The organism is Paraburkholderia sp., from assembly GCF_049581445.1.
Lineage (GTDB): Bacteria > Pseudomonadota > Gammaproteobacteria > Burkholderiales > Burkholderiaceae > Paraburkholderia.
Genome location: NZ_JBAURZ010000392.1, coordinates 89,492 through 109,351, shown reverse-complemented (window position 1 = coordinate 109,351; position 19,860 = coordinate 89,492). Strand labels below are relative to the sequence as shown.

Annotated in this window: 18 protein-coding genes; 9 read left to right on the top strand and 9 right to left on the bottom strand. The window is 61.1% G+C overall.

Translation table 11 applies throughout. The features are described 5' to 3' along the window. A partial coding sequence (locus WCA85_RS34305) for a LysR family transcriptional regulator (protein WP_424070070.1) occupies window positions 1–652 on the bottom strand: 652 nt, incomplete at its 3' end. 98 nt (window positions 653–750) lie between these two features. Between WCA85_RS34305 and WCA85_RS34300 the strand changes: the two genes are divergently transcribed. From WCA85_RS34300 to WCA85_RS34290, 3 genes are all read left to right on the top strand, one after another. After that, window positions 751–1,131, top strand: coding sequence for a tautomerase family protein (locus WCA85_RS34300; protein WP_424070068.1), 381 nt, complete (start codon window positions 751–753; stop codon window positions 1,129–1,131). Between the two features lie 372 nt (window positions 1,132–1,503). Next, entirely contained in the window at window positions 1,504–1,887 is a 384-nt protein-coding gene (locus WCA85_RS34295; protein ID WP_424070066.1) for a YybH family protein, read from the top strand. A gap of 181 nt (window positions 1,888–2,068) precedes the next feature. Then, entirely contained in the window at window positions 2,069–3,724 is a 1,656-nt protein-coding gene (locus WCA85_RS34290) for a CHAD domain-containing protein (protein WP_424070064.1), read from the top strand. Between the two features lie 107 nt (window positions 3,725–3,831). On the opposite strand, the gene WCA85_RS34285 is transcribed toward WCA85_RS34290, so the two are convergent. Then, entirely contained in the window at window positions 3,832–4,542 is a 711-nt protein-coding gene (locus WCA85_RS34285) for a phosphatase PAP2 family protein (RefSeq protein ID WP_424070062.1), read from the bottom strand. Window positions 4,543–4,883: 341 nt separating this feature from the next. Between WCA85_RS34285 and WCA85_RS34280 the strand changes: the two genes are divergently transcribed. Both WCA85_RS34280 and WCA85_RS34275 read left to right on the top strand, forming a co-directional pair. Then, window positions 4,884–6,077, top strand: a complete 1,194-nt coding sequence (locus tag WCA85_RS34280) for a PHB depolymerase family esterase (RefSeq protein WP_424070061.1) — start codon at window positions 4,884–4,886, stop codon at window positions 6,075–6,077. A gap of 110 nt (window positions 6,078–6,187) precedes the next feature. Beyond that, window positions 6,188–6,364 carry a DUF3563 family protein gene (locus WCA85_RS34275; protein ID WP_424070059.1) on the top strand — a complete coding sequence of 59 codons (177 nt, stop codon included), beginning with the start codon at window positions 6,188–6,190 and terminating at the stop codon, window positions 6,362–6,364. A 184-nt stretch (window positions 6,365–6,548) separates the two neighbouring features. Here WCA85_RS34275 and WCA85_RS34270 read toward each other — a convergent pair whose 3' ends face one another. Beyond that, window positions 6,549–8,048, bottom strand: coding sequence for a cryptochrome/photolyase family protein (locus WCA85_RS34270; protein WP_424070057.1), 1,500 nt, complete (start codon window positions 8,046–8,048; stop codon window positions 6,549–6,551). A gap of 309 nt (window positions 8,049–8,357) precedes the next feature. On the opposite strand from WCA85_RS34270, the gene WCA85_RS34265 reads away from it, so the two are divergent. After that, window positions 8,358–9,941, top strand: a complete 1,584-nt coding sequence (locus tag WCA85_RS34265) for a tetratricopeptide repeat protein (RefSeq protein WP_424070055.1) — start codon at window positions 8,358–8,360, stop codon at window positions 9,939–9,941. A gap of 111 nt (window positions 9,942–10,052) precedes the next feature. Here the strand turns inward: WCA85_RS34265 and WCA85_RS34260 are convergent, their stop codons facing one another. The 3 genes from WCA85_RS34260 to WCA85_RS34250 all read right to left on the bottom strand — a co-directional run bounded on the left by WCA85_RS34260 (window position 10,053) and on the right by WCA85_RS34250 (window position 12,430). Further along, window positions 10,053–10,859 carry a BPSS1780 family membrane protein gene (locus WCA85_RS34260; RefSeq protein ID WP_424070053.1) on the bottom strand — a complete coding sequence of 269 codons (807 nt, stop codon included), beginning with the start codon at window positions 10,857–10,859 and terminating at the stop codon, window positions 10,053–10,055. Continuing rightward, entirely contained in the window at window positions 10,850–11,845 is a 996-nt protein-coding gene (locus WCA85_RS34255; RefSeq protein ID WP_424070052.1) for a homoserine kinase, read from the bottom strand. Before WCA85_RS34255 ends, WCA85_RS34260 begins: the two co-directional genes overlap by 10 nt. Window positions 11,846–12,034: 189 nt before the next feature. After that, window positions 12,035–12,430: a hypothetical protein gene (locus tag WCA85_RS34250; RefSeq protein ID WP_424070050.1), complete on the bottom strand. Its 396-nt coding sequence runs from the start codon at window positions 12,428–12,430 to the stop codon at window positions 12,035–12,037. 194 nt (window positions 12,431–12,624) lie between these two features. Here WCA85_RS34250 and WCA85_RS34245 point away from each other — a divergent pair, with 194 nt between their 5' ends. After that, window positions 12,625–14,151 carry an AMP nucleosidase gene (locus tag WCA85_RS34245; protein ID WP_424070048.1) on the top strand — a complete coding sequence of 509 codons (1,527 nt, stop codon included), beginning with the start codon at window positions 12,625–12,627 and terminating at the stop codon, window positions 14,149–14,151. A gap of 2 nt (window positions 14,152–14,153) precedes the next feature. Here the strand turns inward: WCA85_RS34245 and WCA85_RS34240 are convergent, their stop codons facing one another. Continuing rightward, complete coding sequence (locus tag WCA85_RS34240; RefSeq protein WP_424070046.1) at window positions 14,154–14,684, bottom strand: chromate transporter; 531 nt, start codon at window positions 14,682–14,684, stop codon at window positions 14,154–14,156. Continuing rightward, entirely contained in the window at window positions 14,681–15,250 is a 570-nt protein-coding gene (locus WCA85_RS34235; protein ID WP_424070044.1) for a chromate transporter, read from the bottom strand. Before WCA85_RS34235 ends, WCA85_RS34240 begins: the two co-directional genes overlap by 4 nt. Window positions 15,251–15,351: 101 nt before the next feature. On the opposite strand from WCA85_RS34235, the gene WCA85_RS34230 reads away from it, so the two are divergent. Further along, window positions 15,352–16,251 (top strand): transcriptional regulator GcvA, encoded by a 900-nt coding sequence (locus WCA85_RS34230; RefSeq protein ID WP_424070042.1) that lies wholly within the window; start codon window positions 15,352–15,354, stop codon window positions 16,249–16,251. 52 nt (window positions 16,252–16,303) lie between these two features. On the opposite strand, the gene WCA85_RS34225 is transcribed toward WCA85_RS34230, so the two are convergent. After that, the gene (locus WCA85_RS34225) at window positions 16,304–17,047 is read right to left on the bottom strand and encodes a TIGR00730 family Rossman fold protein (RefSeq protein WP_424070040.1); all 744 of its coding nucleotides are present in this window, start codon (window positions 17,045–17,047) and stop codon (window positions 16,304–16,306) included. 1 nt (window position 17,048) lies between these two features. On the opposite strand from WCA85_RS34225, the gene polA reads away from it, so the two are divergent. Further along, the gene (gene polA / locus WCA85_RS34220) at window positions 17,049–19,814 is read left to right on the top strand and encodes a DNA polymerase I (RefSeq protein WP_424070038.1); all 2,766 of its coding nucleotides are present in this window, start codon (window positions 17,049–17,051) and stop codon (window positions 19,812–19,814) included. Window positions 19,815–19,860: the final 46 nt, after the last annotated feature.

The following is a 19,860-nucleotide window of genomic DNA, read 5'->3' as shown; positions in this document are numbered from 1 at the left end:
CGGCCACGCCGCCACCCACGAACGCCTCGCGCCACGCAATGCCGGCCGTCTCCAGGGTATGGATCGCTATCGCACGTACGTTGCACGGCGCCGTGAGCAGTGCCAGCGGCAGGGGTTCGCCGACCCGCGGCAGCCAGTGCTGCGCGGCGAGCCAGCCGAGCGGCTCACTGAAGAGCACCGTGGCGTCATCGCGTGGAGCATCGTCCGGCTCGAAACGCACAATCACGGCGTCGAGCCGCCGCTCGTCGAACTGCGCGAGCAGCGCCGCCGACATGCCCACGTGCAGTTCCACTACCAGTCCCGGATCGTACACATTGAGCTTGGCCAGCAGGTCCGGCAAATCGGGCCCGGCGACGTGCTCGCTCAGGCCCAGCGCCAGCCTGCGCCGCTCAACCGAGAGCGAACCCAAGGCCCGTTCGTGCGCGTTCAGCAGATCGCGCGCGGCGCCAAGAAAGGCACTGCCGTCGGCGGACAGACGCACCACACGGGGCGTACGTTCCACCAGTTGCTTGCCCAGATGCGCCTCCAGCCGCTTGAGCTTGAGGCTGACGGCGGATTGCGTGGTGTCGAGCGCGTCGGCGGCGCGCGTGAAACTGTGCAGGTCGGCCACCAGGACGAAGGCGCGGACCGCGTCGAGATCGAGTACTTTCATTTCAATTGAAAATGAATGAAATCACATTGGATGCCTGTTCATTATGATTGAAGCGTCCTAAGCTGTGTACTCAATCTTCTTCACAAGGGACATTCATCATGCCATTCACCCGTATTGCAGTACGCGCCGGCAAGCCGGCGGCCTACCGGAAGGCGCTGACGCAAGGCATCCAACGCTCGCTGATGGAAACCTTCAATGTGCCGGAGGACGACATTTTCATGGTCGTCACGGAGCACGACGGGGACAACTTTTTCTATGGCAAGCAGTACCTGGATATCCAGCGCAGCGATGATCTGGTGCTGATACAGATCACGGCGAACGCTACAAGGGGCGTTGCAGAGAAGAAAAAACTGTACGCTGCGATAGCGGCAAATCTCGCCGAAAGCCCCGGGATACGGCCAGAGGACGTATTCGTCAACCTTGTGGATGTACCGAAAGAGAACTGGTCTTTTGGTCTTGGAATTGCCCAGTACGCTTGAGGCCGGTTGTCTGAGTCTGGGTTATGTCCGAAAGGTCGAGTGTGCCGGCGCCGCACGCCGTTGCAATCAATTGCAGCCAAGGCAGTCGTCCGGTACCGCCTGGTCTATCCCGAGATCAAGCGGGAGCCGACCGTTGTTGGTGGTGAACAGACTTATCACTCCACGCTGGATAGTCGTTCGCCGCCAGTACGGTCACTGCCCGCCAAGCTAACGCGTTGAAACGTGCTGTCTATGTAATGTAATTGAGTGCTGCGCGGTGCTTACCTAGACTGAACTTTGGGCTGATGGCCCCAATAGCGCGTATGTGTCTTGGCCCGTGCCGAGCGTCCGGGCTTTCCTATGTCTCACCACGCCTCTCAGAGAGGTACAACCATGGACATCTCGCAGGAGTTTGCAGCGCTGAACGGTAGGTTCGCCGAGACGGTCAATTCTCACGATACGGTCGGTTGGGTGGCGATGTTCGCCGACGACGCCATTCTCGTCCCGGCGGGCTACGCAGTCGTGAGCGGCAGAAAGGGAATCGAGGAATGGGCCGCAATGGCAACGAAAGTCTGGAACAGCTTAGAAATCCAGCAGGGGCTTTGCACATCTGATGGAAATGTGGCTTGGGAATCCGGCAGCTGGACCGGGAATATCAACGTGTCGGAGGAGCGGACCATGGATGTTGGCGGAAACTTCCTACTGATTGCACAGAAGGACGGCTCCGCGTTGCGTATCAAAGCGCACTCGTGGAGCATGAATCCCACGACGCCTTGACCAGTTGCATCTTTAGAGCGGCGAGACCCCGCTCGGCGCGTAGGCGGCGGGGGAACGCGCTAGTACGCTTAGCTTCGAGAGCCGCTCGGTCTTGGCCCGCGCACGCCCCGGTGTACCATAAACAGCAGGCTCCGCACTGCTTTTCCTGCGCGGCCTGATCCTCTCAACCACTGGGGAGTGTATGGTTCGCGTCTTCGAAATGGTGCTCGATGTTCCCCATCGCGCGGCAGCCGCGTGGTCTGCATTGCCCGAATCCCGCCATCACGCCCAGACTGCGCACACGCTGGACGCTAGCCTGATCCATGCGCTCGATACGCTACCGCGCGTAACACGGGCATGCCGCGACGACGGCTCCACGTCTCCTTCGGGTCATGACTCGCTTCCCGCAAGCGAAAAGGATGTCGCCACGCAGCTAACGAGCGTCCGTCTGGATCACGAGGGCGCATTGGCCGCATCGGGTCTACGGGTCCAGGTAGAAACCGTCGCGAACAAACGCCGCATGCTGGTCTCCCGGCATACGTTGTTTAGCGCCGGCATGATGGTGTGCGAGGCGCTATTCGACACTCTGCTGGAGGGCGATGCATCGCCCGAATCGGCGCTGGCAGGCGCACCGGATTCCGTCCGACATGCGCTGAAGAGCGCGGAAGATCTCGCGCCTGGCGTCACGCTGGCATGCGAGCGTCATTGCTGGCAGTGGCAAGGCGCGGACGATATCGTCGTGGCAATTGTCTTCGACCGGGTCGCCATGCAGTCACCGAGTGTCGCGCCGCCGCGGCGCGAACTGCGTTTGAGTGCCTCTTATATGGAAGATGCCGAGGGACCCACGCTGGCCACCGTGTTCGCACTCGCTCGCGAACTGGTCGCCGTGTTACCGGCATTCCCTGCTCTGCGTCCTGCCTTCGATCAAGCTTGCGAGGGTGCAGACTTGAGCGTTACGCCGTCGACGCCCGCGCGGGCCACGCCGATCGATCTAACCGGCCGCTCCACGCCGCAAGCCGCGTTGATCGCGATCTGCCACAACGTGGCGGAACACTGGTTCGGCAACGACGCCGGCGTGCGCGATGCGATCAGCGTCGAGCTCGTCCATCAACTGCGTGTTTCGCAGCGGCGCCTGAAGACGGCGCTGCGTATCTTCCCGCACTGGACGGACGACACCTGGAAGACCCGTATTGCGCCCGATTTGAAGTGGCTGGGCGGCATACTCGGTGAGGCCCGCGATTGGGACGTTTTCGTCGATTCGACGCTGCCCGCGCTCGCCACCGCAGACGCCGATAACGAGCGTTGGAATTCAACCGGCGAGCGCGCGAACCTGCGGCGTCTTGAAGCGCGTGAGCGCGTGCAGGGCGCGGTGGCTTCGACGCGGTATGCGCAGCTTGCGCTGGCGTGGCTCGAATGGCTGAGCGTGCTGCCGTCCCGCGAGCCGCCTGCCAAAGGTAAAGATCAATTGCTACATGCCTACGCGAAAAAGCGCGTGCGCAAATACTACGATCGCCTGGCGAGCGCGCCAAAACTCACCACGCTCGACGACAAGGCGCGTCACAAGGAGCGCATCCAGGCGAAGTATTTGCGTTACGCGCTGGAGTTTTTCGAGTCGATCGCGTCACGCAAAACCCGCGGCGAATGTGCGAAGACAGTCTCGCGTTTGCAGAGCGTGCTGGGCGACGGCAATGATGTGGCCGTCGCATTGGGTTATCTGGAAGCGCTTGATGTTGAACCGTATCAGGCGGGTTTTGCGCGCGGCTGGTGCGAGGCGGTGAAGCGCCATACGGCGCAGGAAGGCGAACGTCTGCTGCGCTCGCTCAGGAAGCCGAAAATATCGCGGGGCGGTGCGGGGTGAACCTCGCGCTCGGGAGCGTCAAGGTCCTGTGTCTGGCGGATTACACTTTGGACTTTGCGCGGATCAAGGCGTCGTGGGTCATATCGATGACCCAGGAGTGAGGAAGCTCACACGTCTCTTTCGTCCGATACAGGCGGTGCCGAGGCGGCGTTCTGCTTTCGCGACAGTGGCACGGCGTTCGGCTGGTCGTAGAGCCCCGCCTTCCAGCGCGCGCGAATATACGGCCGCTCGTGGCCCGAGACCTTGAGGGCGATGTGCGTCACCCAGCGCTGCGTGGGCAGACGCACGCCGTGCAGCGCAACCATCAGCGTCAGGAGACTGACGGTGACCGGCGTCGCGGAAAGCCGGCCCGGCTCCGCATCCCACGCCCAGCGGACGAACATTAGCGCGGTGACGGCGCCAACGAAACAGCCGGTGATCGCTTCCGACGGCGAGTGGGCCTCGACGACAACCCGCGAAAGACCGACGGCAATGCCGGTGGCCAATCCGAGCGCCACGCCCACGGCACGTACCTTGGGCCGCGCGGGCAGTAGCATGACGAACAGGGCGACCGGATAGACAGCGGTCGAGAGAGCCGCATGGCCGCTCAGACCAGTGAAGTCCAGTTCGCGCACGCCGACGCCCCAGCCGAGAAAGGCAAGCTTGGTGACCGTCACGACGCCGATGGCCGCGCCCAGCAGCACCAGCCAGCCCAGCGCCATGCGCCATGTGTACCCGAGTGCCAGCCAGAGCGCGATCGCGATGGCGAGCGGCAGCGTCACACCAGCCCCGCCGAGGCTGGTGATCAGATACCACAGGTGACGGGGCAATTCTGGCATGGCAAAAGCGCGGCGCACGCCGCGTAGAATCAGGACCTTGGTTGTATAACGCGCCAGCCAACGAGTTGGCCGACAAGACAGCGCAAGATGAGGTCATGCGCGCTGCCAGTGTCTGACTATCAGTATAGACGGGAGTGCCCGTCAGGGCTTTTAACGCGACGTTCTGGCGCGACCCGATGGTGCAGTGCGGCGATGAGTTGCGTCGCGGCGCCAGCGTTTCGTCCGCTCGGGTGGCCTGACGATACGCTCAGCAACGCGTGGAGATTGATGTTATTGTGCAATGCACAACGAATTATCGTTCCACAGAACAGCATTGGTCCCTTTTTGCGAGGTCACAATCAATGGCAAAAAGTCTGACGAAAATCTGGCTGGGAGGCCTGAAACGCCTCATCGCGATTCAAACCCAACACGCACGCGACTCGGTTAAACGCACCGCTGCGCGGCCAGTGCGGCCGGTCGGCAAGTTGTCGGCCAAACTCAAGCCTGTCAAGCCTGCAACCAAGCTTCGCACGCCCGCCAAACGCGATGCGCCCCGGCCCGGCGCAAGGGAATCCCGCGTCCGCCCACGAGCAACCGCCTGGGCGAGCGGTTCGTGGACGCGCTCGTTTCATTCGGCGCCGCCCTCGCCAGGGCGCCTCGTCAATCATTTGCAATACGGTCTGTATGTGCCGACTGGGAGCGTGGCCACGCCGATGCCGCTCGTCGTCATGTTGCACGGCTGCAAGCAGTCGATTGACGAATTCGCTGAGGGCACGCGCATGAACCTGCTCGCCGACCGTTTCGGCTTTGCGGTGGCGTATCCCGAGCAGTCCAAGCACGTGCATGCGCACCGCTGCTGGCACTGGTACGACGCCAGCGAAAGCGCCGGTGGCGGCGAGGCGCGCGCGGTGGTGTCGCTGGTCGACGCACTGGTGGCCGAGCATGGCTTCGATGGCGAGCGGATCTATGTCGCGGGACTGTCGGCGGGAGCGGGCCTGGCCACACTGCTCGCCACCCACTATCCGGACCGCTTTGCCGCAGTGGCGATGCATTCGGGGCCGGCATTCGGCGAGGCCCGCTCAGGCATCGTTGCAATGGATGTGATGCGGCGCGGCACCCGCCATGATCCGGTGTCACTGGTTGACGATGGGGTCGATGTGACCGCTTATCCTGGCATGCCCGCCATCATCTTGCAGGGCGATGCGGATCATGTGGTCGCACCGGTCAATGCGGACCAATTGACCCTGCAGTTTCTGCGCTTAAACCGGTTGATCGACGCAAGCGGCGAACGCAAAGCCGGCGAACTGCGCGAAGAGCGCAAAGCGGGCGTCGTGATGCGCGACTATGTGCGCAGCGGGCGGCGCGTGGTTCGTCTGTGCCGCGTTCAGGCCCTGGGCCATGCCTGGAGTGGCGGCGACGATGCGATACCGTTCCACTCGGCCAAAGGTCCGGACGCCAGCGGGCTCATCTGGGAGTTTTTCAAGCATCAGCGGCGGGCGGCCAGGCCGTCGGTGGCCGAGGGGATGGAAGCGGGAGCCACGTCCGGTGGGGCTTAGAGCGTTAGAGGAACAACTCGGAAAAGATCGCTTGGCAAACCCTAGGGTTTTCCCTACAATACGGGTTATTCACTAGGTGAAAACCCTAGATCTCTTCTCCGAGGTTGACCATGTATCTTCTGAGCCGCTTGTTCCTGTTCCTGACGAAATCCTCTGACCAGATGGCCAAAGAGCGTAGCGACGCTTACCTGGCTGAAGCGACCGATCTGTACGACCTCGAGTTCCGTATGCGCAAGATCGATCGCGAAGCAGCAGTGCGCCACCCTTCGTGGATGACCCAGCATTAAGCTGAAGCTGGAAGAACCATCGGCGTAGCCGCGGTTCGGGCATGTGAGTGCCCACTATCAGTGGTATCGCTCGCCTCGGTTTGAGATGTCAAATTGCCGGGGGAGCCGGGTAGGCTGGAACCATACTCGTAGCGTGTTTGAACTGAACGCCAGAGCCAATCCAGCACGATGGCCTTTCAGGCTGTCATTTGCCAAAGCGCGCCAACGTCAGTTGTCGCGCCTGTGCATGATCCACAATTGGCGCAGGATAATCTTTGCCGAGCATCAGGCTGAATTCGGCGAGTCGGTCTGCACCTGCAAGCCATGGCGCGTGAATCCATTTGGGCGGCACGTTCTGCAATTGCGGAAGATAGCGCTTAATGAAGCGCCCCTCAGGGTCAAATTTCTCCGATTGCGTCACCGGGTTAAAAATCCGGAAATAGGGCTGCGCATCGCACCCCGTCGACGCGGCCCACTGCCAGCCCCCATTGTTCGCCGAAAAATCGAAGTCGTTCAACCGCTCTGCGAAATATCGTTCGCCGAGCCGCCAGTCTATTCCGAGGTCCTTCACGAGAAAGCTTGCCGTCACCATGCGTAGACGGTTGTGCATGTAGCCGGTCCGGTTCAGTTGCAGCATCGCCGCATCCACGAGCGGATAGCCGGTGCGTCCCTCGCACCAGGCTGCAAACGCCGCGTCGGCCTGTGGCCCGGTTTCCCAGCGCAGTCCATTGTATTCGGCTTTGAATGCCGCACCGCGCGCCAGCTTCGGATGGTGCGCCAGAATCATGAAGTAGAAATCCCGCCAGATGAGTTCCGACAGCCATGTCGCTGCGCCTTGGCCGTCCGGTTGCAACGACAGTTCATGCGCAAGGCGTGCGAGCGTGCGGATCGAAACGGTGCCGAAGCGTAGATGCATCGACAGATAACTGGGTCCCTTTGCGGCGGGGAAATCGCGGCGATCCGCGTAGCTGTCAATGCGAGTGAGGAAGTCGTCGAGCAGTTGTTGCGCGCCGCTCGCGCCGGTCGGCAGCGTCAGGTCGCCCAGGTTGCTTGGTGCGAAGCCGAGTTGCGCGAGCGCCGGCAGGCCCCGGTCGAGCTTGGCGGGCACTGCGGCCAGGTGCGATATGTACGATTCGACGGGATAAGGTTTCAGATCAAAGGCAGTGAGTTGTTTCAACCATGCGTTCTTATACGGCGTAAATACCGTGAACGACTTGCCCTGCCCGGTGAGAATTTCATCGCGCTCGAAGATCACCTGATCCTTGAACGTAAACCATTCGCGGGTACCTTCAGCGAGTTGTTCGCGTACCGCTTCGTCACGTTCCAGTGCGGCTGGCTCGTAGTCGTGATTGGTGAAAACCGCCTCAACCTCGAGTTGCGCGGCGAGCTTCGGAATGGTCTCGCGAGCGTCGCCATGCAACACGATCAGTCCACCACCACGTTCCCGTAACGTTTGATCAAGCTCGCCAAGCGTCGCAAGAATAAACTCGATGCGCCGGTCCTCAGGCGTTTGGCTGGCATGACGAGCCCGCCATGCATTAACGATTGGTTGCAGGATGGTCGTGTCGAACACGAAGACGCACCACACCCGCTGACAATGCTTTAAAGCGTAGTAAAGCGCGGCCTGATCGGTGCTGCGCAGGTCGCGACGAAACCAGACAAGGCCGGTATCGAAGTCGTTATTCAGACGGCGCACGCGTGTCATGCGAATCGGTCCATGAGGGTTGATGTGCCGCATCCAATGAGCAGAGATTCGGTCGAGGCTTAGTGGGTCGAAGGTATCATTGTCCCGGCGTTATCGGCGCGTGAACGTCAGACGAGGAGTGCGAGCGTAACTGCAATTGCGCGATCACACTATTCGCGAATTGTGCGCAGCCTGTTTTCCCTTTGCGGCCCAACGGTCTTGCTCGCGAACAACGGCCGTATCGCTCTCTGCTTTCATCACGAGGCAAGCGTTCGCAAGAACCGTTCCCTTCGCGCTCTGTACCCTCATCACTATCCATTGATTCAGTCCATGCCTGCTATTCCATCTCCTACGTCTGATACTTGCGTTGCCTGGTACGAGCAGGCATTCAGCGCGTATCAAGCCGGGCACTATGATGGGGCGCTGTCGGCACTGGATAAAGTCTTCGCATCGAACAGCACGCACGCTGGCGGGCTGCACCTTCGTGGTCTCGTGTCGTTCGCTTCAGGTGATAGCGTGTCAGCCCAACACTGGATTGCGCGCGCTGTCGATGCGCAACCGAATCCCATTTTCTTGAACAGCCTGTGCGTGGTTCAGACGAATATGCGTGTGTTTTCTGACGCCGTGCGAAGTGCCCAGCGGGGGCTCTTATTACAACCCGATATGCCGCTGCTCCACTACAACCTGGGGCTCGCATTGCAACTGCAGCACAAACTTGAAGAGGCGGCCGCCAGCTATAAGCGAACCCTTGAACTGGAGCCGGCCCACTCGGCGGCTTGCAACAATCTGGGAACGGTTTTGCGGGCGCTGGATGATCTGAGCGGAGCCGCGTTGCATTACGGGCACGCAACGGTGCTGGATCCGAACAATCTCGAGGCACGCAGCAACCTGGGTCATGTGTTGCTGGCGATGGGGCGCTATGAAGAGGCCTGGCCGCTTTTTGAAGACCGCTGGGCCGGTGCCAGGACGCTGATTGACCAGGCAGGACCTGGTCGCCCGCAGTTGCCTTTGCCGCAGTGGAAGGGACAAGGGCTGGACGTGTCCGCTAACGCAGCAGACAGACCCGAAACAGGACAGCGCCTGCTTGTGTTTCAAGAACAGGGCTATGGAGACAGCCTGCAGTTTGCACGCTACCTGCCCATGGCCCTCGCGCGGTTTTCCCATGTTGGATTTGTCTGCCCAAAACCTTTGAGGCGCCTGTTCGAACATTGCTTATGCGCTCGCTGGCCAGGTCTGTCGTTGCTGGACGCGTGCCCTGACGACCTCAGCGAATGGGACTGGCAGAGTCCGCTCTTGTCGCTACCCATGGCCTTCCAGACCAGGCTGGACACGATTCCTTCCACGACACCCTATCTCTACGCCGACGCATCGCTTTCGGCCAGGTGGCACGCGCGCCTCACTGGCGTGCGTGGCGCCGATCTGCCACGCGTGGGTCTGGTATGGGCTGGCGGCAATACCGGCTGGAGCGCAGATAGCGTGCGCAGCCTCACACCCGCGCAGATTGAACCGCTGCTCTCGCTGACCCATGTGCGCTGGATCAGCCTGCAAAAAACTGATGATGCCGCCAAACGCATGGATCCGACCGGCGCGGGCGGGTTGATCGACTGGATGGATGAGGTCGCGGACTTTGCTGATACCGCTGCGCTGATCGATAACCTTGATCTGGTGATTTCGGTTGATACGTCGGTGGCGCATCTTGCCGCGGCTATGGGCAAGCCGGTTTGGCTCATCAACCGCTTTGCGGGATGCTGGCGCTGGTTGCGGGGTCGCGATGACAGTCCGTGGTACCCAGGCATGCGGCTATTCACACAGCAACGGCGAGGCGACTGGACCGAGGTGCTGACGGCGATCGTGGCCGCTCTTAGCGAGGAATCAGTGCTACGCGGCGCGCAGCAGACATCCCCATCAGCATAAGAGAATCTTGCCGCTTGATCATGTGTGGTTACGCGTGGGAGCAAGCAGCGCAATCAAGAAGGAAGCGCAACGCGGGGGCCCAACTCACGCACCCCGCGCCTGGAAATCGAATCAGTTGGCCGACGTTGTAGGAAGGTCCGGCGTGTCAGGCGTTTGAACACCGAAGCAGCCGCGATAGGTGGCATAGAACGAGCAGTACAGCATGGTCGTGACGATCATCGTGGCGGGCATCAGCACGGCGATGGCGAAGTCACCGGCACCGAGCGCCTGCATCAGCGCCGACAGTCCAAACGAAACGGTAATGGCCACGGCGAACCACAGCGCCGCAAAGACGATAAACGCCCCACGGTTGCGCCAGCAACTGATCAGGCTGAAAAACATGGCCTTGACCGGCGGCACATCGTGCCACGCCGCGAGAATCGGCGAGAACCAGAACAGCATCGCAACCGGAATATAGAACGCGAGTGCCGTAAGGAAGGCAAGCATGATGTTGCTGTTTTCAATCGTCTCAGGCGCCATCGACGCGGCGCCCACCATCACCTTCAGCAGCGTGCCGCCATCAGCGAGCGCTGAGCCGGCCAGTACCAGCGCCATGGCGATGATATACAGCACGCCGAGCACCAGCAGGCGTTTGGCCACCACACCACCGTACGAGCGGAAGCCGTCGACCAGAATAGTCGGAAACACCGGCTTGCCGGCGATGGTATCGCGGCAGGCCGCCATGAAGCCGACCGCTACGCCCGGAATGAACACGAGTGGCAGCACGCCACCCACGAACGGGATCTGTGCCACCAGGGTCATGACCAGCAAATACGCAAAGAACAGCGTCAGAAAGGCGAGCGGATTCTTTCGGAACAGCCAGATGCCTTGCCGGAACCATACATAGCCGGTCTTCGCGGGGACTTCAATTAATTGCATGAGGTATGGATGCCTGGAAGTGCGACGCCAGCAAGGCGTTCGCGCAAAATGCGCTCGAAATGACCTGGGTCGTGCGGTTTGAGCAGTTCAGCCGCACGCGGCATGTGAAAATCATACAGGCGCGAGACCCAGAAGCGGTAGGCGCCTGCGCGCAGCATGTCACCCCAGTGACGGTTCTCTTCAGGCGTGAACGGTCGCACCGTCTGATAGGCGCGCAACATGGCTTCCATGCGCGCGTCGTTCAACTGCCCAGTGGCGAGATCCACGCACCAGTCGTTGACGGTGACCGCCACGTCGAACAGCCACTTGTCGCAACCGGCGAAATAGAAATCGAAGAAGCCGCCGAGGCGCACTTCGTGGCCGCTGTCCGGCGCGGCATGTGCGAACAGGACGTTATCGCGGAACAGGTCGCAATGGCACGGGCCTTCGGGCAGCGCGGCGTAATCGGCGGAGGCAAAAAACGCCTGTTGATGCGCAAGCTCCGAAACCAGCAACTCGCTTTGCGCGTCGGTGACGAACGGCAGCACCGCGGGCACGGTTTCCTTCCACCACGGCAGGCTGCGCAGATTCGGCTGATGCCGCACGTAATCGCGCCCGGCCAGGTGCATACGCGCCAGCATCTGCCCCACTTCGATGCAATGTTCGACGCCCGGCGCCAGTTCAGGCGTGCCGTCGAGCTTGGTCACGATGGTGGCGGGCTTGCCATGCAGCATGCCAAACAATGCACCATCTTCGCGCGGCATAGGGTCGGGCACCGGCACACGATGGGCCGCCAGGTGCTGCATCAGATCGAGATAGAACGGCAGTTGCTGCGCTGTCAGCTTTTCGAAGATCGTCAGGACGTACTCGCCGCGCGTCGTCGTCAAAAAGAAGTTGCTGTTTTCAATACCGGACGAGATGCCGCGAAACTCGACGATATCGCCGAGATCGTAGTGCTGCATCCATTGTGCTAGTTGGGAGTCGGTGACAGCGGTGAAGACAGCCATGCGGGAAACGTCGGGTCAGGTGGTCGGGCTGGCGCGTTGCGGCCAGTGCGGCGGGGTAAGGGCTAACGGAAGATCAGGAGTCAAGCGGCCAATTAGCCAGTCGGACAGTCTGCGCCAGCAGCGCGAAGGTGCGAGTAGCTGCTCATTCCACGCACTAGCGGGGCGCCGTGCCCCGCCGCTCTTGCAAAATCAGTAGGTCAGGCTCACCGAGGGAAGCCGCTGGCTCGGCTGGCCGTTGTCGCGCGCGGAGGGCGATGTGTCGAGCGGCGCGGTCATCTGGTAGCGCGTGCCGAAATTCGAATGAACGTTGATTTCGACGGGCTTGCCTTTGTCGCGGTATTCGGTGATTTCGGTGCCGTTCGGGCTCTTTTCATAAAAGCTCGGCAGGCGCGGCTGATTGATCTCGACCTTCGAGCTGACCTCGGCGGCTGGACGGTTAATCGCTTTCAGGTCCGGCAAACCGGCCCGTTCATTGGCGGACATGGGTTCGTCGACCGGCGGCGGGGCGTCCACGGGTTCAGCAGCCATCGCCGTGTTGGCGATGACAAGCGCCAGCGCGACGGCGATGGGAAGGAGCGGCTTCATGGTGATTCTCCAATAAGGTGTCCCGATTCTAGCAAATGCGAATCCAGCGCGGGCCCTCGGGCGTCATCCGGTTATTTTGCGCCGCTTTACCGTGGTACGGGCGCGAATGTGGTGGAACGTGTCTGGTCCGTCCCCGTACATCAATTCAGGAAGGTTCCGTGGTAATGTCGTCTCATCAATCGAGGCGAATGAAGATGAACAACAACACCAATCAGCGCGCGGTGGACACTCCCGCCAATGACTTCCCAACCGAGTCTTTTGATGACGCCGCTCAGGCGGTCACCCACCTGTCTGCCATCTACGAAGCGAATGCGTCGTTTCTACGCGACGCATTCGCGCGTTACCGGCGTAACGAACCGTTCGAGCGTCGGGTGCGCGCCTGTTACCCGTTTGTCAGGGTGCGCACCGAGGTGAATACGCACATCGACTCGCGCCGTTCGTACGGTTTTGTGGCGGGTCCCGGCGTGTTTGAAACCACCGTGACGCGCCCGGATCTGTTCGGCAACTACTATCGCGAGCAACTGCGATTGCTGGCGAAGAACCATCATGTGCAGATTGAGGTCGGTGTCTCGGATCAGCCAATTCCGATTCATTTTGCGTTCGCTGAAGGCATTCATCTGGAAGGCGATCTCGATCGCGAACGGCTGGGTGGCATGCGAGACGTGTTCGATACCCCGGACCTGCGGCTGCTCGACGATCGCATTGTCAACGGCACGTATGAACCGGGGCCTGGTGAGCCGCATCCGCTCGCGTTGTTTACGGCCGCGCGCGTTGATTTTTCGTTGCATCGCCTGAAGCACTACACGGCGACGTCGCCCACGCATTGCCAGAACTACGTGCTCTATACGAACTACCAGTTCTATATCGACGAGTTCGTCAAGCTGGGTCGCACGATGATGGCGCACACCGATGACGCCGAACTGCGCACCTACCGCAGCGAATACACATCGTTCGTCGAGCCAGGTGATGTGATCACCTACAACGCAAATCTCGGCGACCAGGAAACCGAGGGCACGCCGCCGCCGCGTCTGCCGCAGATGCCCGCGTATCACCTGAAGCGCGCCGACGGCAGCGGTATCACGATGATCAACATCGGCGTGGGGCCGTCGAACGCCAAGACGATTACCGATCATATCGCCGTGCTGCGCCCGCATGCGTGGATCATGCTGGGGCACTGCGCCGGCTTGCGCAACACGCAGCGGCTGGGCGACTACGTGCTGGCACACGGGTATGTGCGCGAGGATCACGTACTCGACGACGATCTGCCGCTGTGGGTGCCGATTCCGGCGCTGGCCGAAGTGCAGGTGGCGCTGGAACGCGCGGTGGCACAGGTAACGCAGCTCGACGGCGTCGAACTCAAGCGCGTGATGCGCACGGGGACAGTGGCGAGCGTCGATAACCGCAACTGGGAGTTGCGCGATCATCGCGAGCCGGTGCAACGGCTGTCACAAAGCCGCGCCATTGCGCTCGATATGGAAAGCGCGACGATCGCCGCGAACGGCTTCCGTTTCCGGGTGCCTTACGGCACCTTACTCTGCGTATCGGACAAGCCCTTGCATGGCGAATTGAAGCTGCCTGGGATGGCCGACCAGTTTTATCGGGCCCAGGTGGATCAGCACTTGCAGATCGGCGTGAAGGCGATGGAATTGTTACGCATGAATGGGCTGCACCGTTTGCATAGCCGTAAGTTGCGCAGCTTTGCGGAGGTGGCGTTCCAGTAAGGTCAGAACTGTCCGAAGCCGGTCAGCCCAATCAGGCTGCCGGCGGCGAGCAGCCACAACGGGTGAATGCGCGTCTTTATCGCGACCGCTGCACACACGGCCGTGATGACCCAGGCGATCATTGTCGTATCCGACGCGCGTGCAATCAGCGAAGCGCTCGCGGCCACCAGACCTGCTGTCACCGGCACGAGCCCGGCTTGCGCATAGCTGCGCCAAGGACGGTCCTTGAAGCGTTCCCACGCATGGAGCGCGAGAATCGTCACGATCGACGACGGCCCGAATTTCGCCACCGACGTCACCAGCATCCCCGCCCAGCCAGCCACATGCCAACCTACCAGCGTGACGACCATCAGGTTTGGTCCAGGCGCGGCTTGCGCCAGCGCGAAAAGCGCGCTGAACTCGCTGGCCGGCATCCAGTGATGCACCTCGACCACTTGACGCTGCATCTCCGGCAGGATCGTATTGCCGCCGCCGAAGGCAAGCAGCGACAACTGGCTGAAAATAATCGCGAGTGAGATCAGGGTGTCGTTCATCGTGCGACCTTCGAGGCGAGGTAGATGCTCAACGGCGTCAGCACCAGCATCGTAGGGAGTAGCGGGAAACGCAGCAGCGCGATGGCGATGAAACCCAGCACTGCGATGGCCACTCCGGCGGGCTTGCGCCGCAGCGGTATCAGAATCTTGACGGCCATCGAAATCAGCAAGCCGGCCGCCGCAGCCGCGAGGCCGGCAAACAGATGGCGGATGTGCGGATCATTTTGCGTATGCTCATACAACACGCCGAGGCCGATCACGATGAGCGATGGCCCCGCGATCAAGCCAAGCAAGCCAGCAAGGGCGCCGGGCAGTCCCCGAAACCTCATGCCGATCGCCACCGACAGGTTGATCACGTTGCCGCCTGGCAGAAACTGGCACAGGCCGAGCAAATCGGTGAATTCGGAGGCGCTGAGCCAGCGGCGCCGTTCGACGATCGCGCGCCGCGCGAGCGGCAGCGCGCCGCCGAACGAAGTCAGCCCGAGGCCGAGGAAACCGCTAAAAATTTCGCTGACGGTGGGTGGCGCCGCGAGACCGGCTTCGGCCGCGTTGAGATCTTGTTCCATATCGTTGTGAGCCATCTTTTCCATCTTGCGCAGGTTAGCGCCGATTCGCCGCCAGGCAAAACGATTTTTCGGGCGCTTCCTTGTGATCTAGAATCACAAGCATGGCTCGCAATCTTCCCCCGTTTCCTGCGCTACGCGCCTTTGAGGCTGCCGCCCGGCACGACAGCTTTACCGCTGCGGCGAACGAACTGCATGTGACTCACGGTGCCATCAGCCGGCAGGTGGCGGCATTCGAGGCGTGGGTCGGCGTGCAGGTGTTTCATCGCATTGGCAAGCGCGTGCGGCTGACCGACGACGGCCGCCGCTATCTTGCGACCGTGCAAGCCGCCTTCGACAGCATCGCGCTCGCCACCGGCCAGTTGCGCGATACCGGCGTGGTTCAAGTGCTGCGCGTCAATGCGCTGCCCACCTTCGCGATGAAGTGGCTGCTGCCCAGGCTCAATCAGTTTCAGCGCAAGATGCCGAACGTGGAGTTGCGGCTGTCCACCTCGAACGCGCCGGTGGAAACGCTGGAGGGTTGCGACGTAGCGGTCAGGCGCGGTCCGGCGCATTGGCCAAACTGCGTAAGCGGACATTTCCTGGGAGAAAGCGAGCTGCCGGTGTGTAGTCCGGCGCTATTGCAGCGCTCGCCGATCAACGTCGCCGATGACCTCGCGCGCCATGTGCTGCTGCACTCCGATACGCGGCCCGGAGCCTGGCATCACTGGCTGACGGCTGCGGGAGTGAAGGCGAAATGCCGCAAGAAGCAGTCGTTCGATCACTTCTATCTGGCGTTGCAGGCCGCTGTGGATGGACTCGGGGTAGCGCTCGGGCCGTTGCCCCTGCTGGCCGACGAACTGGCCTCAGGCAGGCTGGTGATGCCGCTCGACGGTCCGCGCATCGACGCGCGCGGCTATTGGTGGGTAGCGCGGCGCGAAGTGGCGGATGCGCCGCTCGTCGAGCAGTTTTGCCGCTGGCTGCAGGAGCAGGGCGATCAGACTGACGTGGACGGCGGCGTTTGAGCGCGAATGCATCCGGCAGTCCCACCCAAGCGCCGCATCAAGTCACATCGCATTACAGATAGAACATCCGGTCTTCATCGGACTTCGCCGGATGCGGTTCTGTCTCTTCGCGGTCTTCGTAGAACTTGAGCACCGCTTCGAGCACCTGATCCGGGTCGTCGATCACCTGCATCAGGTTCATGTCATCCGGATTGATGAGGCCCATCGGCACCAGTGAATCCTTGAACCAGCCGAGCAGTCCAGACCAGAACTCGCCGCCCACCAGAATGATCGGCACGTGACGCGACTTCTTGGTTTGAATGAGGGTGAGCACTTCAGCGAGTTCATCCAGCGTGCCGAAACCGCCAGGCATCACGATCACCGCGTCCGAGTTCTTCACGAACGTTACCTTGCGCGTGAAGAAGTGGCGAAAGCGCAGTGAGATGTCCTGCCACTGGTTGCCCGATTGCTCGTGTGGCAGTTCGATGTTCAGGCCGACTGATGGTGCCTTGCCTGCATGGGCGCCCTTGTTGGCCGCTTCCATGATGCCGGGGCCGCCGCCGGAGATGACAGCGAAGCCTGCATCAGAGAGCTTGCGAGCGATTTGCGTGGCGAGTTTGTAGTACGGCGAGTTCGGTTTCAAACGCGCTGAACCATAGATGCTGACAGCCGGGCGAATCTCCGAGAGGTACTCGGTCGCCTCAATAAACTCTGCCATAATCGTGAACATCTGCCACGATGCGCGGGCCTTCTTGGCCGTTGCGCGCTCTTGATCTGCGAGTGATCGCAGACTCGGAATCACTTTTCTCTTTGTCATAATGCCTGAAGAACGAGTCCTGGAAACAAAGCTTGGCACCGAGCTGGAAGGGAAGACCTTGCTATTGGTCGACGGTTCGAGTTATCTGTACCGGGCCTACCATGCCATGCCTGATCTGCGCAGTCCTGACGGCGGACCCACTGGGGCGCTGTACGGGATCATCAATATGCTGCGGCGCATGCGCAAGGAAGTTACCGCAGAGTATAGCGCTTGCGTGTTCGACGCCAAGGGCAAGACGTTTCGCGACGACTGGTATCCCGACTATAAAGCCAACCGCCCGTCGATGCCCGAAGATCTCGCGCGGCAGATCGAACCTATCCACCTTGCAGTGCGTGCGCTCGGCTGGCCGTTGCTGATGATCGACGGCGTTGAGGCCGACGATGTGATCGGCACGTTGAGCGTCGCTGCCGAGAAGCGCGGCATGAAGGTGATCGTGTCGACCGGCGACAAAGACCTGGCGCAGCTCGTGACGGACCATGTCACCCTCATCAATACGATGACGAACGAGACGCTCGATCGCGCAGGCGTGCTGGCCAAATTCGGCGTGCCGCCGGAGCGCATCGTCGACTATCTGTCGTTGATCGGCGATACCGTCGACAACGTGCCGGGCGTCGAGAAATGCGGGCCGAAAACCGCGATCAAATGGCTCACCCAGTACGAGACGCTTGATGGCATCGTCGCACATGCGGACGAGATCAAAGGTGCGGTAGGAGACAATCTGCGACGGGCGCTCGATTTTCTGCCCATGGCGCGCAAGCTCGTGACCGTCGACACCGCATGCGATCTGACGCATCAGGTGGTGTCGATTGAAGAGAGCCTCACCTCACGCCCCGAAGCGCGTGATGAACTGCGCGATGTATTCGCGCGACACGGCTTCAAGACGTGGCTGCGGGAAGTCGAAGTGGCCGAGGTCGTGGAAGGCCCTGGCGCGGGCGAAGACGTGGCGCCGGTGATTGACGGCGAGCGTCATTACGATACCGTGCAAACGTGGGAACAGTTCGACGCATGGCTCGCGAAGATCAACGCGGCCGAGCTGACCGCCTTCGATACCGAAACCACCGCGCTCGATCCGATGCTGGCGCAACTTGTCGGCATTTCACTATCGGTCGAGCCTAACTCCGCTGCTTATATTCCCGTTGGACATCGCGGACCGGATCATCCGGTTCAGCTGCCGCGTGACGAAGTGCTCGCGAAACTCAAGCCCTGGCTCGAAAGCGCCGACCACAAGAAGGTCGGTCAGCACATGAAGTACGACGAACAGGTGCTGGCGAACTACGGCATTGCGATGAACGGCATCGAGCATGACACGTTGTTGCAGTCGTACGTGCTCGAATCGCATCGTACGCATGACATGGACAGCCTCGCGCTGCGCCATCTCGGCATCAAGACCATCAAGTATGAAGAGGTGGCGGGCAAGGGCGCAGGTCAAATCGGTTTCGACGAGGTGGCGCTTGAACAGGCTGCCGAATACGCAGCAGAAGACGCGGATATCACCTTTCGTCTGCATCAGGCTTTGTACCCACAGGTCGCGGCGGATGCGGGCTTGAAGCGCGTTTATAGCGAGATCGAAGTGCCCACCTCGCGCGTATTGCGCAAGATGGAACGCAATGGCGTGTTGATCGACTCCGAAAAGCTGCGCCTGCAAAGTAATGAAATTGCGGCACGGTTGATCGAACTGGAAACTGAAGCCTATGTGCTGGCAGAGGGCGAATTCAATCTCGGCTCGCCCAAGCAGATTGGACAGATTTTCTTTGAGAAATTGCAGTTGCCGGTTGTGAAGAAGACGCCGAGCGGCGCGCCTTCAACCGATGAAGAAGTGCTGCAAAAGCTCGCCGAAGATTATCCTTTGCCCAAGCTCCTGCTGGAGCATCGCGGTCTCTCGAAGCTCAAGTCCACGTATACCGACAAGTTGCCGCGCATGGTCAACGCCCAGACCGGCCGCGTGCACACCAACTACGCGCAAGCGGTGGCGGTAACCGGGCGTCTCGCTTCGAACGATCCAAACCTGCAGAACATTCCTGTCCGCACGGCCGAAGGCCGGCGCATCCGCGAGGCATTCATTGCGCCGCCGGGTCACAAGCTGGTGTCCGCGGATTATTCGCAGATCGAACTGCGCATCATGGCGCATATCTCCGGCGACGCTTCGCTCTTGCGCGCTTTTGCGCAAGGCGAGGATATTCACCGCGCCACGGCGGCGGAAATCTTCAGCGTGACACCGCTGGAAGTATCGAGCGACCAGCGGCGCGTGGCGAAGGTCATTAATTTCGGCCTGATCTATGGCATGAGCGCGTTTGGCCTCGCGGCCAATCTCGGTATCACGCGTGACGCGGCCAAGCTTTATATCGACCGTTACTTCGCGCGCTACCCTGGCGTGGCGACCTACATGGACGAGACTCGCGCCAGCGCGAAGGCGAAGGGCTACGTCGAAACCGTATTCGGCCGGCGTCTTTGGCTGCCGGAGATTAATGGTGGCAACGGACCGCGCCGCCAGGCGGCCGAACGCGCCGCTATTAACGCGCCAATGCAGGGAACGGCGGCGGATTTGATCAAGCTGTCGATGATCGCCGTGCAGGACTGGCTCGAAGCGACGAAGGTCGGCTCGCGCATGATCATGCAGGTGCACGACGAATTGATTCTCGAAGTCCCCGATGACGAGTTGTCCGAAGTGCGTAAGCGCTTACCCGAATTGATGTGCGGCGTCGCAGCGCTGAAAGTACCGCTGGTCGCCGAGGTCGGCGCGGGCGTCAACTGGGAAGAAGCGCATTGACGCTGTTGTGACGGCGCGCGATATCGTCGCGCGCATGTCACACATG